At 57.7% G+C, this 15,098-nt stretch carries 14 protein-coding genes and 2 pseudogenes; 6 read left to right on the top strand and 10 right to left on the bottom strand.

All coding sequences use genetic code 11. The features are described from left to right. The first annotated feature begins 37 nt into the window (after positions 1-37). The 4 genes from CR159_RS04755 to CR159_RS04740 are packed head-to-tail and all read left to right on the top strand — an operon-like array spanning position 38 to position 4,429. Positions 38-508 carry a (2Fe-2S)-binding protein gene (locus CR159_RS04755; RefSeq protein ID WP_102072871.1) on the top strand — a complete coding sequence of 157 codons (471 nt, stop codon included), beginning with the start codon at positions 38-40 and terminating at the stop codon, positions 506-508. Continuing rightward, complete coding sequence (locus CR159_RS04750) at positions 508-2,778, top strand: xanthine dehydrogenase family protein molybdopterin-binding subunit (protein WP_102072870.1); 2,271 nt, start codon at positions 508-510, stop codon at positions 2,776-2,778. Before CR159_RS04755 ends, CR159_RS04750 begins: the two co-directional genes overlap by 1 nt. 6 nt (positions 2,779-2,784) lie before the next feature. Further along, positions 2,785-3,417, top strand: a complete 633-nt coding sequence (locus CR159_RS04745) for a nucleotidyltransferase family protein (RefSeq protein WP_102072869.1) — start codon at positions 2,785-2,787, stop codon at positions 3,415-3,417. Next, positions 3,404-4,429, top strand: coding sequence for an XdhC family protein (locus CR159_RS04740; protein ID WP_102072868.1), 1,026 nt, complete (start codon positions 3,404-3,406; stop codon positions 4,427-4,429). The genes CR159_RS04745 and CR159_RS04740 overlap by 14 nt, the downstream gene beginning before the upstream one ends. On the opposite strand, the gene CR159_RS04735 is transcribed toward CR159_RS04740, so the two are convergent. The 3 genes from CR159_RS04735 to CR159_RS04725 form a co-directional block, all read right to left on the bottom strand. Beyond that, complete coding sequence (locus tag CR159_RS04735) at positions 4,430-5,587, bottom strand: metallophosphoesterase (RefSeq protein ID WP_102072867.1); 1,158 nt, start codon at positions 5,585-5,587, stop codon at positions 4,430-4,432. A gap of 326 nt (positions 5,588-5,913) precedes the next feature. Continuing rightward, on the bottom strand, positions 5,914-6,831 hold the full coding sequence (locus CR159_RS04730) for an SDR family oxidoreductase (RefSeq protein ID WP_233208172.1): 918 nt from the start codon (positions 6,829-6,831) through the stop codon (positions 5,914-5,916). Then, positions 6,821-8,182, bottom strand: coding sequence for an NTP/NDP exchange transporter (locus tag CR159_RS04725; protein WP_102072866.1), 1,362 nt, complete (start codon positions 8,180-8,182; stop codon positions 6,821-6,823). Before CR159_RS04725 ends, CR159_RS04730 begins: the two co-directional genes overlap by 11 nt. A 134-nt stretch (positions 8,183-8,316) precedes the next feature. Between CR159_RS04725 and CR159_RS04720 the strand changes: the two genes are divergently transcribed. Next, on the top strand, positions 8,317-8,757 hold the full coding sequence (locus CR159_RS04720) for a winged helix-turn-helix transcriptional regulator (RefSeq protein WP_199173239.1): 441 nt from the start codon (positions 8,317-8,319) through the stop codon (positions 8,755-8,757). Here the strand turns inward: CR159_RS04720 and CR159_RS04715 are convergent. Beyond that, the gene (locus CR159_RS04715; protein ID WP_102072865.1) at positions 8,744-10,948 is read right to left on the bottom strand and encodes an OsmC domain/YcaO domain-containing protein; all 2,205 of its coding nucleotides are present in this window, start codon (positions 10,946-10,948) and stop codon (positions 8,744-8,746) included. The two genes, CR159_RS04720 and CR159_RS04715, sit on opposite strands and share 14 nt — an antisense overlap. A 186-nt stretch (positions 10,949-11,134) precedes the next feature. Beyond that, a pseudogene (locus CR159_RS04710) lies at positions 11,135-11,242 on the bottom strand (IS3 family transposase); the annotation flags it as partial. A 137-nt stretch (positions 11,243-11,379) separates the two neighbouring features. Here CR159_RS04710 and CR159_RS21400 point away from each other — a divergent pair. Beyond that, complete coding sequence (locus CR159_RS21400; protein WP_143705442.1) at positions 11,380-11,622, top strand: hypothetical protein; 243 nt, start codon at positions 11,380-11,382, stop codon at positions 11,620-11,622. Between the two features lie 69 nt (positions 11,623-11,691). On the opposite strand, the gene CR159_RS04700 is transcribed toward CR159_RS21400, so the two are convergent. The 5 genes and pseudogenes from CR159_RS04700 to CR159_RS04680 form a co-directional block, all read right to left on the bottom strand. Beyond that, a complete protein-coding gene (locus tag CR159_RS04700; protein ID WP_102072863.1) occupies positions 11,692-12,096 on the bottom strand; it encodes an ester cyclase in 405 nt (134 codons plus the stop codon). Next, on the bottom strand, positions 12,089-12,619 hold the full coding sequence (locus tag CR159_RS22200; protein ID WP_369406246.1) for an NADPH-dependent F420 reductase: 531 nt from the start codon (positions 12,617-12,619) through the stop codon (positions 12,089-12,091). The genes CR159_RS04700 and CR159_RS22200 overlap by 8 nt, the downstream gene beginning before the upstream one ends. Before the next feature lie 291 nt (positions 12,620-12,910). Next, a complete protein-coding gene (locus CR159_RS04690) occupies positions 12,911-13,336 on the bottom strand; it encodes a PIN domain-containing protein (protein ID WP_102072861.1) in 426 nt (141 codons plus the stop codon). Continuing rightward, complete coding sequence (locus CR159_RS04685; RefSeq protein WP_102072860.1) at positions 13,333-13,581, bottom strand: FitA-like ribbon-helix-helix domain-containing protein; 249 nt, start codon at positions 13,579-13,581, stop codon at positions 13,333-13,335. Before CR159_RS04685 ends, CR159_RS04690 begins: the two co-directional genes overlap by 4 nt. Positions 13,582-13,992: 411 nt before the next feature. Further along, positions 13,993-14,532, bottom strand: a pseudogene (locus CR159_RS04680) (tyrosine-type recombinase/integrase); the annotation flags it as partial. Positions 14,533-15,098 lie beyond the last annotated feature (566 nt).

Genomic DNA, 15,098 nt, shown 5'->3' with positions numbered 1-15,098 from the left:
TTGCACCGTATTTGTTCACTCAACCGAGGATTTCAACATGACAAGCATTCAAGTCAACGGCCAAGCCAGGGACGTGAACGTCCCCGAGGACATGCCCCTACTGTGGGTGCTGCGCGATGAGCTCGGCATGACGGGCACCAAGTTCGGCTGTGGCATGGCGCTGTGCGGCGCCTGTACGGTGCACATGGACGGCCAGCCCATCCGTGCCTGTGTCACACCCATCTCGGCCGTGGCTGGGCATACCATCTCGACGATTGAAGGCATCGAAAGCGACCACGTGGGCCAGGCCGTGCAGCAGGCCTGGGTTGAGAACAATGTCGCGCAATGCGGCTATTGCCAAGCCGGGCAAATCATGTCGGCCGTGAGCCTGCTCAAGACCACACCCTCGCCGACCGAGGAGCAAATCGATGATGCCATGAGCGGCAACATCTGCCGCTGCGGCACCTATCCGCGCATCCGTGCGGCCATCCAGCAAGCCGCCAGCCACTTGGCACCAGGGGGAAAATAATGTTGACGAAAACGCAAAATCTTTCCCGTCGTACTTTTTTGCAAGGCAGCCTCGGCGCGCTATTTCTGGCCGTCAGCGCCAACGGTGCGGTCTGGGCGGCGGATGCCAAAAAATACGGCGCCGATGCGATGCCTGGTGGCGTGGTGGACGACCCCCTGGTGTTCGTGTCCATCGCACCTGACGGCGCCGTCACCATTGTCGCGCACCGCGCTGAGATGGGAACCGGCATACGCACCAGCCTTCCCATGGTCGTCGCCGACGAGATGGAAGCAAACTGGGACCGTGTGAATGTGGTTCAGGCTGAGGCCAACGAGACGCGCTACGGCAACCAGAACGTCGACGGCTCGCGCAGCGTGCGGCACTTCATGCTCCCAATGCGGCGCGTGGGCGCGGCCGCCCGGCACATGCTCGAAGCTGCCGCCGCCGCACGCTGGTCAGTACCCGCTTCCGAAGTACGCGCCGTGCAACACGAGGTAGAACATGTGCCTAGCGGCCGGCGCCTGGGGTATGGCGAACTCGCCGCTGAAGCCGCCAAGCAACAAGTGCCCCAAGGCGATGCGCTCAAGCTCAAGTCGCCCGCCGAGTTTCGCTACATCGGCAAAGAAAAAGTGCGGCTGGTAGACCTGGAAGCCATAGGCAAGGGCCAGGCCACCTATGGCATGGACATGCATCTGCCTGACATGGTCTACGCCGTGGTCGCCCGCCCGCCGGTGGTAGGCGGCAAACTACGCAGCGTGCGCAGCGACAAAGCGCTGCAGGTGCCCGGCGTGTTGAAAGTGATGGAGATCCCGTCCTACAGCGGCGCCCCGGCCTTCCAGGCACTGGGCGGGGTGGCGGTGGTCGCCTCCAATACCTGGTCCGCCATACAGGGCCGCGCCGCGCTGGAAATCGATTGGGATGATGGGCCTAACGCCAGCTACAACTCCGTCGCGTATCGCAAGACCCTGGAAACCGCCGCCGGCGCGCCCGGAAAAGCCTTGCGGAATGACGGCAACGCGCCTGAAGTCTGGGCTAAAGCATCTGAAACCGAGCGTTTTGCCGCTGAATATTATCTACCCCATCTGGCCCATGCCTCAATGGAGCCGCCTGTGGCAACCGTCGTGGTCAACGGCGACCATTGCGAGGTCTGGACTTCGGTCCAAAACCCGCAAGCCGCGCTGAATGTCGTCGCGACCCGGCTCAATCTCAAACCCGAAAACGTCAAGGTCAACGTGCTGCTGCTGGGCGGCGGCTTTGGGCGCAAGTCCAAACCCGACTATGTGGACGAGGCCGCCATCGTTGCCCAGACTATGCCTGGCACGCCGGTCAAGCTGGTCTGGACGCGCGAAGATGACATTCATCACGACTATCTGCATACTGTCGCCGTCGAACGTCTGGAAGCCGTGGTTGGCAAGAATGGACAACCTGAGACGTGGCTGCACCGTAGCGCGGCCCCCACTATCGGTTCGCTATTCTCCGAAGGCGCCAAAGGCCTGCAGGTGTTCGAAGCTGCCATGTCGGCCATCAACATGCCCTACCTGATTCCGCATGTGCGCATCGAGACCGCCGAGGTGGAGGCGCACGCCCGTATCGGCTGGTTCCGCTCGGTGTACAACATTCCCCACGCGTTTGCCGCGCAATGCTTCATCGCCGAACTTGCGCATCGCGCTGAACAGGACCACAAGCAGTTCGCGCTGGACCTGATTGGCCCCCCACGCAAAATCAACCCCGGCAAGCTCTCCGACACCTGGAACTACGACGAGTCACCCGAGCGTTACCCCTATGACACCGGCCGCCTGCGCGACGTGATCGAAGCCGCAACGCGCGGTGCTGGCTGGGGCCGCACACTGCCCGAAGGCCATGGGCTGGGACTGGCTTTTTGCTACAGCTTCATGAGCTACACCGCTACCGTGGTCGAAGTGGCGGTGGATGCCCAGGGGAAGGTACAGGTCGTGGCCGTGGACATGGCCATTGATTGCGGTCCGCAGGTCAATCCCGAGCGCATCCGCGCCCAAATGGAGGGCGGCGCCATCATGGGGCTGAGCCTGGCGTTGACCAGCGAAATTAGCTTTGAGAACGGCCGCGTCAAGCAAAGCAACTTCCATGACTACGAAGTGCTGCGCTACGCCGCCTCGCCGCGCACGATCCGAACCCACTTGGTGAACGACAACCACGCAGCGCCCCCGGGCGGCGTAGGTGAGCCTCCGGTGCCGCCCGTTGCCCCTGCCCTGTGCAACGCGATCTTCGCCGCAACCGGCAAGCGCGTGCGCAGCTTGCCGGTGCGCCTGTAAATTCCTATGGCAAGCAAGCAAGCGCAAGCCCGATTGCCCATCGTCATCGTGCTGGCCGCGGGTCAGGGCCGTCGCTTTCGGCAGTCTGGAGGCACGATGCACAAGCTGGACGCCCTGCTCGGCGGCATGCCCGTGCTGGAACGCGTGCTGCGCACCGTCGCCGCATCGGGCCTGGATTGCCATGTCGTACGTCCCGAACAAGGAGCGTGTGCAGCCTTGTCCGGAATGGGCGACTCCATTGCCCGGGGCGTGCGAGCCACTGCGGATGCAGCAGGATGGCTTATCCTGCCCGGGGACTTGCCGCTAGTCCGTGCACAAAGCCTATTGCGCGTGGCGCGGGAACTGGCTGCGCAGCCGGTGGTCACGCCACTCTGGAACGGGCAGCAGGGTCATCCTGTCGGCTTTCGCGCAGAATGCTTCGAGGCACTGACCTTGCTTCGCGGTGATATCGGCGCGGCCTCCGTCGTACGCGCGTTTCGGCAGGTGGGCGCGCTGCGGGAGTTGCATCTGGATGATCCGGGAATCGCCGCAGATATTGATACCCTGGAGAACCTGGCACATGCCGAGAAGGCTCTGGCTTCACGGCTACACACCCTTCATCCCGAACCTGCCGAGGAGCGATGTTATGGAAAGCATTGATGTCAGAGTCCTGCGCACCTTGCGGGATTGGCGCGCTGATGGTCATCGGGCGCTGCTGGCGACAGTCATCAGGACCTGGGGATCTTCGCCACGACCGGTAGGAGCCATGATGGCATTACGCGAGGATGGACGCGCCGTCGGCTCGGTTTCTGGCGGATGTATCGAGGACGACCTGATCTTCCGCCATACACGCGCTCATGGGGCGCAGGGCATTCCCCACGGATTGCCCCAAGTAGTGCGCTATGGCGTGAGTGCCGACGAAGCACACCAGTTCGGGCTGCCCTGCGGCGGCACCTTGGAACTGCTGCTGGAATTCGACCCTCCGCATGACTCATTGGCCGAGCTCGTGCAAAGGCTGGAGACCGGCGAACTCGTACGCCGCACGGTCTCGCGTCTGGACGGAAGCGTGACACTCGACCATGCGGATGAGCCCGAACACCTGCAATTCGATGACAGCCGTCTCACAAGCATCTTCGGCCCCGAATACCGCATGCTGCTTATCGGCGCGGGCATGCTGACCGAGTACCTGTCCACGATGGCGCTGTTCAGCGGATTTTCCGTAACGGTATGCGATCCGCGGGTGGAATACATGGATGCATGGTCATTGCCCGGCGTAAAGAAACTGGTCGAGATGCCTGACGATGCGGTGGTCGCCTTCCGCCCCGATCAGCGCAGTTGCATCATCGCGCTAAGCCATGACCCCAAGCTCGATGACCTAGCGCTGCTGGAGGCGCTGCACAGCCCCGCCTTTTACGTGGGCGCCATCGGCTCGCGCCGCAATAGCCAGAGCCGGCGCGCCCGGATGATCGAGCACTTTAATGAAACTGAAGCATCGCTTGAGCGTCTCCGGGGGCCCGTAGGCATTCACATCAACAGCAAGACACCGGCCGAGATCGCGGTGAGCGTGATGGCTGAAATCCTTGCCGTCAAGAACGGTGTGGATCTGCCGCACGAACTGTCTGTCGCCCAGGCCAAGCAGCAGCAAGAGGCTGCGGCCATGCGGGCCGGCTGATCATTGGGTTCGCTTAATCCCGGTATCGGAATCTTCAGTGGCTCGCAGCGTGATTTGCGTAATCTCCGAGCGGCGACCCAGCCGTATGGGAAAACCATTCCAAAGGCCACTGCCGTTGCTTACGTACAGGCGCATGCCATCCACCTGGTACTGTCCCGAAACTAAGCCCTCATTGGCCCATTGTGCCAATACATGGGCGCCCAGGATTTGTCCGCCGTGTGTGTGACCTGACAACTGCAGGTCCACCCCAGCGGCGGCGTTGGCCGCCGCGCCAATAGGACGATGACTAAGCAGAATTATCGGATCGGCTTGCGACGTGCCGTCCAGCGCCGCCGTGAGATTCGGTGGCGTTTGCTTGAAAACAGCCGCCGTGTGATCCGTGATGCCGGCTACGACGAGATCACGGCCACCGTGGGTGATCGTCACATGTTCATTAAGCAGCATGCGTAGGCCTAACTGATCGAATGCGGGCAACCAACGCATGTAGTCGGCATAATATTCATGGTTGCCCGGTATCGCCAACACGCCATACCGCGCGGTGAGGTTTTTCAGCGGCTGCACATCTGGGGCGCGGGCCGCTGGCGTGCCGTCGGTCAGATCGCCAGTGATGACCGTCAGATCCGGATTCAAGGCATTGGTTCTTTCGACGACCCCTTTCATCCAGGACGCATGCAGCAGCCTGCTGGCATGCAGGTCGCTTAACTGCACGACCCGAAAACCGTCAAGTTCCCGCGGCAAACGCGGCAAAATGACTTCTATGGTCTTGACGCCAGGTATGCGGATGGCCTCCCATACGCCTACGCCCGCAAGCACCACGGCGGAAGCTCCCATGCCATAAAGCAAGCCGGGAGCCGACAACAAGGCCAGGCCAAGCTTGCCGAAGAACGGATAGGAGAGCAATCCCATCAAGTCCTTGACCAACAAAAGCACGGCAAGCAGGATAAGGGCACCGAACGCCCAACCCAACACGATGAGCACCGCCGACGGAACCTCGGGTGATGCCATGGAGCCAAAGAAGGTCCGGGTCACCAGATGGTGTTCTGCCACCAGAAGCAGTAATACGGCAAGCAGCACTTTGCTTGCAGTGTTCCACGGTAGTGGATAAACAAAACGCCAGATGACGTAGAAACAAATACTGGCGGTGATGACATGAAACACGTATTTTCAGTTCCTACTGCAAAGTTTATTGTTCGAAGCCATGGTGCATACGGCAGCACCGATGCCAACGCGCTACGTAAAGAACGCCGCCATGTGACGCCAAGCTTGCGATCTTAACCTCCTCACACTACAGAAATATGCGAACACCGCAACGCCATATTCCTGCGACAGGCACATTCTGATCGATGCGCGTGCGACCGGCGAGGCGTGGCTGCGTGCCCGGTTCGAGCGGATCAGGGAGAATGGAGATTTGCCGGACCGAGTATGACAACCGGCGTTGATGTTTCATCACCGCCGGTTTCGTTTTACAAGCACAACACGCCTGATTAGCGACGCACCGCACTGGCCTTAGCGTTGACCACCTTGAAAGCCTGATCAAATCGATCCTCGCGTTCGGCCCAGCGCTGAAAGACGGCACGCGACACAAGGACCTCGTCCGGTGTGGGCTGCTGCGCAAAGATGGCCATGACCTCGTCCATAAAATCGCCCAGCGGCATGAAGCCTTCGCGGCTGGACTGCCCAGGAGTAAGTTCCGTCTGGATGGCAGGCGGAACGATTTCGATGACCTTTACCTTGCCCTTCAGCTGATCCCTCAAAGCCATGGTGTAGGAGTGGATTGCGGCCTTCGTGGCTCCGTAAGTTCCGGCGTCCGACCTGGGCACGAATGCCAAGCCGGATGACGCGTTGACCACCACTGGATTCGGCTGGCTTTTCAAATGATCGATCAATGCATTGGTGAGCCGTATGGGACCGAGCAAATTGGTTGTGATCTGGGCTTCGGCATCGCTAAGGTCGCGCTGCTTGCTCAGGTCTTCGTAACGCATGATGCCCGCGTTGTTGATCAATACATTGAGCTTCGGATGATCGACCACAACTTGTTTGGTAAAGGTAGCGATTGCAGCCGGGTCATCGACATCCAGCACGTAAGCGCTCATGTTTTTTCGCCCTGCAATGGTTTTCTGCAATGTTGACATACGCCGCCCGACCACCAGGACCGTGTTGCCTTGTTCATTGAACCGCCTGGCGAGTTCGCGGCCAATACCCGAACCGCCTCCTGTGATAAGAATGGTGTTGCCGCTTGCCCTCATCGAGATCGCTTCACGAGCCTGCTGGGATGCCCCTTGACTCGAACCGGCACCCTCGACTATACCGGCAAACATGGCTGCGCCCAGCGTCGCCGCGGTGAGCGTGGCACGCATAGGACGGCACATGTTGCTTAGGGTAATCAGGACCTTATATGGCATTACTATCTCCTTTCAATATGGGCGAAATCATGATGCCCGTTGGGCTTACCGAGCGCTTCTGTGATGCTTCGAACGCCCGCTCGCGGCGTCCTAGAAAAAAACCGCAGAATCCCCAGCAGACAGCCAGTAGCGCGCCAATGATCATGGCAATAGCCGGGCTGTCACTGACCAGATCGATCCCCCGCTTTACCCACCCACTGATGGCGTCACCACCCCGGTAGACAACGGTATCGATGAAGTTTTTGGCTTTGTATTTTTCTTCGGCCGGAACCACGGTATAGAGCATCTCGCGGCCGGGCCTGACCAGCGCATACTCACCCACACGGCGTATGACCATGACGATGACGAACACCGTAAACACTGGTGCAGCCGCCAGTGCAAGAAATCCTGCGGCTATGGCGATGGGCACCGACACGAGCAACGCGCCAACACCCAGCCGTTTTGCCAACTGGCCCGTCACCAGCACCTGTATGAGTAGCGACAAGGCCTGCACCACCGCATCTATCATCCCGAAAACCCGGGTTTGTTCTGTCCGATCGGGGAAGTACTCGGCCACCAGGCGGGCTTGCTCGAAGTACAGAAAGGTGTTGATGCTGGCCAACAGCAATACGAACAAGGTGATACCCAATAAATAGGAAGAGCGCATCGTCGCGGTGGCGCCGGCAAAAGGATTACCGCCCAGAGGCTTGCGCCGCGAAGCCGTTGTATCTGCACCCTCCTCTTGTGGATGAGCGTCTCTCCAACGATGCAACCATGCAGCGGCGGCCGCACTGGCCAGCAACAGAGACGCGGAGATAAGCAGCAGGCCTGCGTGCCCCACTGGGCCGACCAGCACGGTTCCGAGTAGTGGCCCAGCCAGCCCGCCAATGCTGGCGCCGCTGGCAATCAGCGCGAACGTACGCTTGGCCTGTGAGGCCACGAAGACATCGGCGAGCACGCTCCACGCCAAAGATATGGCGATCAGATTGAAGACGGAAAGCCAGATGTAGAAAGCTCTGGCCAGCCAGACGTTGTCCGGTTCCATCCAGAAACTTACCGCAAACATCACCAACACCATCGCACATCCGGCATACACCCATGGCAACAGTGTTCGTCGGGAGAGCCTGGATGCCAGCCATCCAAAAACGGGCAATGTAATCAGAGTCGCCACAAACGTACCGGTGAACAACCATTGAAGATTACGCACGCCGCCAGCGATTCCCATGGTCTCGCGCACGGGACGCAGCATGAAATAGGCGGTGAACAGCAGGAAGAACATCAGCAAGCCAGCTATGACAGCCTGCGCTTCCCGTTGCTCTACATTGAACAACTTGGCGATGCCGCTCGGTATCGGTCTTGAGGACTCATTCATTACATGATCTCCTATCATTCGTTCTATCTATTGGTGTATAACGAATAATAAGAGAGTCACTCTCCAATAGGAAGTAGACACTTAAAAGTTATATACTTACCTAGAAGAGAGAATAAACATTCACTGAGAGAGAAATGATGGCTGTGAATCCGTCCAAGCACCTTGAAGTCAGGGAAAAGCTCGCCCAAGCCCAGAAGCTGGATCCGCGTGTCGAGGCACTCGTCAATCAAGTGATTGCCCGGGTCGCCGACAAATGGACCATGATTATTCTGGACGTCCTGGCGGAACATGGCGAACTGCGCTTCACGCAACTATCCAAATTGGTGGCAGGCATCAGTCAGAAGATGTTGACGCAGACCCTGCGTGCAATGGAACGCGACGGCTTGGTCATACGCACCATACATCCCGTCGTTCCGCCCAAGGTGGAGTACCGCCTGACGGATCTGGGCCTTGGGCTGGGAGCTGCTTTCTGCGGGGTCTGGATATGGGCCGAACAAAACTTGAACGCCATCGACCAAGCACGTAAGGATTACGACACGCGTGCAGCCACGACTCGTCACCCTAACTGCCTGTAGCCGCCACGGCAGCCCGCGCCTTATGCAATTTTTTGTAGCTGTCGATCCGACGATGATGTCTATCGAGACCCTCCAGCTTCATACTCGTTGGCGTTAGCCCGAAGAAGCGCACGCTTCCGTCCAATGCCCCCATTACCGCGTCCATCCGAGCGCTGCCAAACATCCGACGAAAGTTGACCGCGTAGTCGCCCATTACCAGGTCGTCATCGAGCAGCACCTCCAGTACCACATTCAGGGCCTGGTAAAACAAGCCGCGCTCGACCGTGTTGTCGTTGTACTGCAGGAAGGCACCCACCAGCTCTTGCGCCGCCTCAAATTGCTGCAAGGCAAGATTAATCAGCAACTTCAACTCGAGAACTGTTAGCTGCCCCCAGTCCGTATTCTCGTCGAATTCGATGCCGATCAAAGTGGCAATATCGGAGTAATCATCGAGCTCATTATTATCCAACCGCTCAAGCAGTGCTGCCAGGCCGGCATCGTCCAAGCGATGCAAGTTCAAGATATCGGCTCGGAACAACAGCGCCTTGTTTGTGTTGTCCCAGATTAAATCCTCTACTGGGTATATTTCCGAATAGCCGGGCACCAAAATCCGGCAGGCTATGGCACCCAGTTGGTCATACATCGCCATGTATACCTCTTTGCCCATGCCTTCGAGAATACCTAACAACGTTGTTGCTTCCTCGGCATTGGAGTTCTCACCCTGGCCAGAAAAATCCCACTCGACAAACTCGAAATCCGCTTTAGCGCTGAAAAAGCGCCACGACACCACACCGCTGGAATCAATGAAGTGCTCAACAAAGTTATTTGACTCAGTCACGACGTCACTGACAAAGGTGGGCTGAGGTAAATCGTTGAGGCCTTCAAAACTGCGCCCCTGTAGCAATTCCGTCAGACTCCGTTCCAGCGCCACCTCAAGGCTTGGGTGTGCGCCGAACGAGGCAAAGACGCCGCCAGTTCGCGGGTTCATCAAGGTGACGCACATCACCGGGTACACCCCTCCCAGCGACGCATCCTTCACCAGCACCGGAAAGCCCTGCTCTTCCAATCCCTGAATGCCGGCCAGAATGCCAGGGTATTTCGCCAGCACTTCGCGCGGCACATCAGGCAATGCGATTTCACCTTCCAAAATTTCGCGCTTGACCGCCCGTTCGAAAATTTCGGACAGACATTGAACCTGCGCTTCAACCAGTGTATTACCGGCACTCATGCCATTGCTGACGTATAAGTTTTCGATCAGGTTAGACGGGAAATACACCACTTCGCCGTCCGACTGCCGCACATACGGTAGCGAACAGATACCGCGTTGCATATTGCCAGAGTTGGTGTCATACAGATGCGAGCTACACAGCTCGCCATCAGGATTATAAATTTCCAGGCAGTACGCATCCAGAATTTCAGCTGGCAGCGCATCCTCAGGGCCAGGCTTGAACCAGCGCTCGTTCGGGTAATGTACAAACGCTGCATTAGCGATGTCTTCGCCCCAAAACGCACCGGCATAGAAATGGTTGCAACTCAGTCGTTCGATATACTCGCCCAACGCCGACGCCAACGCGCTTTCTTTGGTCGCTCCTTTGCCATTGGTAAAACACATCGGCGAGTGCGCATCGCGAATATGCAGCGACCACACATTGGGAATGATATTGCGCCATGAAGCGATTTCTATCTTGATACCTAAGCCCGCCAAAATGCCCGACATATTGGCGATAGTTTGCTCCAACGGCAGATCCTTGCCCGCAATATAGGTGCTGACGTCAGCTGCCGACCTCAACGTCAGCAACGACTGAGCATCGGCATCTAAATTCTCTACCTCTTCAATGACAAACTCGGGTCCGGCTTGCACCACTTTTTTCACCGTGCAACGCTCGATGGAGCGCAAAATACCTCGGCGGTCTACTTCCGAGATATCCGATGGCAACTCAACCTGAATCTTGAAAATCTGCTGGTACCGGTTTTCCGGATCAATAATATTATTCTGCGACAGGCGGATATTTTCGGTAGAAATATTGCGAGTCACGCAGTACAACTTCACAAAGTAAGCGGCACACAAGGCCGACGAAGCCAGGAAATAATCAAAGGGACCAGGCGCCGAGCCATCGCCTTTATAGCGGATAGGCTGGTCGGCCACTAACGTGAAGTCGTCGAATTTGGCCTCAAGACGTAGCTTATCGAGAAAGTTGACTTTAATTTCCATGGGGACTTCTAAAAATGGTACTAAAAATGACGTAGCCGCTATTATCCGTCGCCAAGTGCAATTGCACCAAACTGAATCGCCATGAGTTCCTCCAGCATTCCCCAGAATGCGAGAACCACCAAGCGACAATCCAGAATATAAAGCCCTGTAAAAATGAACTGACCCCAAAAGTTGGATAGTTAAAAGCTAGACAGCCAAGGCCTCAATTCGGTATTGCAACGGGCTCAGGCCTTTTAATTTGATCTTGATGCGGTCGTTATTGTAGTAGTGGATGTATTGTCGGATGTCTTGGCGTTGTCTGGAACGGTGCTTTCCACGCGCTCCACCAGTAGCCGTTCAAGCCGAACACTGGCAAAACGCCAGCGTCCGGAAACCTTCCTGTAGGTTTCGTGGTAAATCCCCCATCCCTGTAGGATCTCGAGCGGGCTGCCATGATGAAACACGAGGCGATCGGAAATCGTCCAGATTCCTCGCGCATTCCCCCGCTGCACATCCGCGGCTCTGATGGCGACCATGTTGAGGTTGATGCCGAAAATAGTGTCGGGGTTGCGATACGCCATGTGGGTGGCGATGCCGGAGCCCCAGTCGCCGTCTTGCTGACCAGCCGTCGCGGGTCGGCCTTGCCGACGCCGGATGTCCAGCCCTCGGCATCCGGGAGCAAATCCCGATCGTAAGCGTCAATCTTTCGTCTGATTTGCACCAGGCGGTCGTCGGAAATGTGAATCGTGAAGGGAGTAGCCATGTTAGGGCCTCACCTGCGCTTCAACTGCTGTCTTATCGATGAGCGAGAAAACTTCTGCGATCTTGCCTTCTCTCAACGTGTAAAAAGCATGTTCGTGGAAGACGACGCGCCGTCCATTGACCGGAACGCCAAGGAACTCTTGGACAGGCGTGCAGTCGAAACGAAGCCGTGAAGCGACATGACTTTCATTCGCCACGACGAGATCGGCGTTGAAATGAAGGTCCGGGATGTCTCGGAAATTCTCTTCAAGCATGGCCCGGTAGCCATCCACCCCGAGCGGGCGCCCATTGTGGATCACATCTGCGGCCACGAATTCGCTAAGCTCGTTCCAAGCACGGGCATTCAGGCAGGCGATGTACTGCTTGTACATGCTGGCTGTCGCTGTTGCTTGTGATGGCTCATTCATTGTCAGACCCTCCTGTCGTCACTGTTCTGTACGGATAACGCGCGAGGCGCGAGCCAAGGCAGGAAGAAGTCATGGCCCGCAACCGGCCCACCGACCGCTTGGATGCATCCACCCGTTGTGAGGCTTCCGAGACAAATGCTGCCCGTCGAAACCGGCCTTCTCGCGCCTCAGCCGCGAAATTGCACATGAAGAGCGTGTTCATCGCTTTCACGATGCGAGCCCCGGGCGCCGAGGCAGCAACATGCTCGCTGGAGCTGCCACCATGAAAATCGACGAGGCCCTGTGCGGGTGTGCCGTCCCTGAACGTGTTCGTCGCGTCGATCAGAATCCGGCCCTGCCATTCAGCCAATCCGCGCAAGGCCGCCTCAACCCGGGACCAAGGCACGGCAAGAAGGACGAGAGGCTTTTCCGCAGCGATTGCGACCGGGGCCGCCGACGCACCGGAGCCAAGACGGCCGATCACGCCTGCCAGCTTTTCAGGCGCACGGCTGTTGCTGAGGACAGTCCTGTGGCCGGCGCCGATCGCCTTGCGTGCGAAGGCCCAGCGTGCGTCGATGTGATGATGCTGCCAGCCAGGACGGCGGCAAGCGCGGTTTTAGCCGCTAAAAAACGGACACGTTTCATGGCCGAGTACCTCTCGATGTGATGAGTTAGCTATTGCGGCTAATCTGCCCCACGTGTTTCTGTGGGGTTGGGCCATCACGTGGCAGTTCGCCAAAATCTGCCAAGGTACCCGCCCGGGCGACACCGTCACGCCCTTGCAATTTTCTGTTGAGATCGGTGTGTGGCGTGCAACCCTGCACGCATAACTGCTTTATTCTTGGTCTTCCCAAGGGTTGATGACTTTCACGCCGGCCGCCAGGAACGAGCTTACGTCCCTTGTCGCCACGCTGAAACCGCTATCCAGAGCAATCGCCGCGATGACGGCATCAGCCGCCTCGATGCCGCTGCCGACCTTGCGGGCGGCTGCCAGCGCATCGGCATAGGCGCGTGTGCAAGCCATATCAAACGACAACACCCGGCCCACAAATACCGGCAACACCTGGTGTTCGATGCTGTCACTGAGCACTGTCCGGCGCTTACCTGAGGGCATCAGGGCAACACCGGCCCGCAGTTCGGCCACGGTCATGGATGCCAGATAAAGCGTTTCCAGCGGCTGACGATTCAACCAGTCAATCACCGTTTCATCGGGCACGGCTCGAAACTGCTCCGATATAACGTTTGTATCCAGCAGAATCATTCAAAACTCGCTGCGCGGGCTGGTGAATGGTCAGGGTCAAAAACCGCCATTTCTTCGTTGGTTAATTTCACCTTGCGCCCGATGTCTGCCAGCAGGTCGCCCAGCTTTACCCGGCCTTCCGGTTTCACGGCGGTAGCCAATATTTCGCACATCTCGGCTTGCAATGTACGGCCGTTCTGCGCCGCCCTAACCCGGATCGCACGATGCACCTCTTCTGGCACATTCCTGATCGTTACTGCTCTCATGTCTGCAACCTCCTGTTGATTGCCGTGAAATCAATTATACAAACTGCATTCAAGCATATCAAGGGCTACCGACCCCGCCCCTTGCGCTGGTTTGTCCTTTCCTTCTTGGCGCTCAACTCGGCTTGTAGCTTGGCTTTGCGACGGGCCAGCTCAGTCGGCGCGGGCGTCGGTGCAGGTGCCGGCCTTTGCGGCGTAACCGCCGCCGCTGCCCCTCGTTCTGCACTTTCCCGACACCAGGAACACTTGGCTCTCTGGTCGCGCTGAAATTATCTTGCAGTAGCGCCTAGCGGCGCTTCTCCAGGGCCGGATCGGCAAACGTAATGGCCAGTTTGCCATCCACGGCCGCCCGGATTGCTTGCGCCTTGAACTCGGTAGTGCCGTTGACGGTGATACGGTCGCCATACCGCTCTGCTGCCCACGCTTAACTGCCCAACGAAAGACCTGAAGCACGATTTCACGCACATGAACGGCGGTGGCAGGTGCGCCTCGCTCAACGATGGCATCAGTTAGCGCCCGCAAGTCCTCATGGGTGATCTCCACCAGTTTCTGATTGCTGAATTTCGGCTCTAGCTCGCGCTCATAGACCAAAAGGCGCATGTCGCGGGTGGAGTCGGCCATCTGGTAGCCACGCAGCCACTTTTCCGCCCAGGCACCGAACGTCTCTGCATCCTTGATCCGCGCCTTGTCTCGGGCTTTTTCCTTGGCCGGTGACTTGCCCGCCGCAACCATCTTCTTGGCGTCACCCAACTGTTCACGGGCTTCTGCCAAGGTGATGCCACCGACGCCGTCGCGACCAAAGGTGATGGTCTCCTGCCGACCGTTGATTGAGTAGTTATAACGGAACGAGATGGAGCCGGCTGGGGTCAGGGCCACGTACAGACCTTCCCGGTCATTCACCTTGTAGAGCTTGTCCCTCGGCTTGAGATTGCGCAGCTTGGTATCGGTCAGCACTCACCTTATCCTCTCTCGATTCCGATACCATGTTGAAAGCTGACAAAAGACACACAAATTAAATCAATAAAAAAAGGGCTCAACTAATTTCGATACCGTGCAATCAACGAAAAAGGCGACATGATATCGGCTTTCATCATGGTATCGTCGGTCGATAGCATCAGCTTTAATGCCATGCTAAAACGGTGCTTGACGCTTCCTCCTATTGTCAGAACGTGCCAGACAAAAACACAAAAAAGCCCGCAATTACGCGGGCTTAGCGGCATTTCATGCCATCAGGTGCCTAGCGATGCCAGACGTGGGATCATTCCCACTCCATCATCAATAGGTCTCGCAACCCGCATGGTTAAAGGACTTGGATGTGATCGAGATGTGTCTTTATCGTCGCTTTTACCGTCAGAAACGCAGATCTTTTGCTGGCGCGGGAGATGGAGCGAATTGCGGGGCGTAAACGTTATGCAACACCATTATCAATCAGAATATAAGGATACAGGAGGTGACGCATCTTGTCTCCCTCCTCGACAAGCAATCCGACTCATTTGACGAGCCAATAACGTCTCCATGAC

Origin of the sequence: Pollutimonas subterranea, assembly GCF_002849655.1 — a bacterium.
Taxonomy (GTDB): Bacteria; Pseudomonadota; Gammaproteobacteria; order Burkholderiales; family Burkholderiaceae_B; genus Pollutimonas; species Pollutimonas subterranea.
This window is presented reverse-complemented; position numbering and strand designations above follow the sequence as displayed.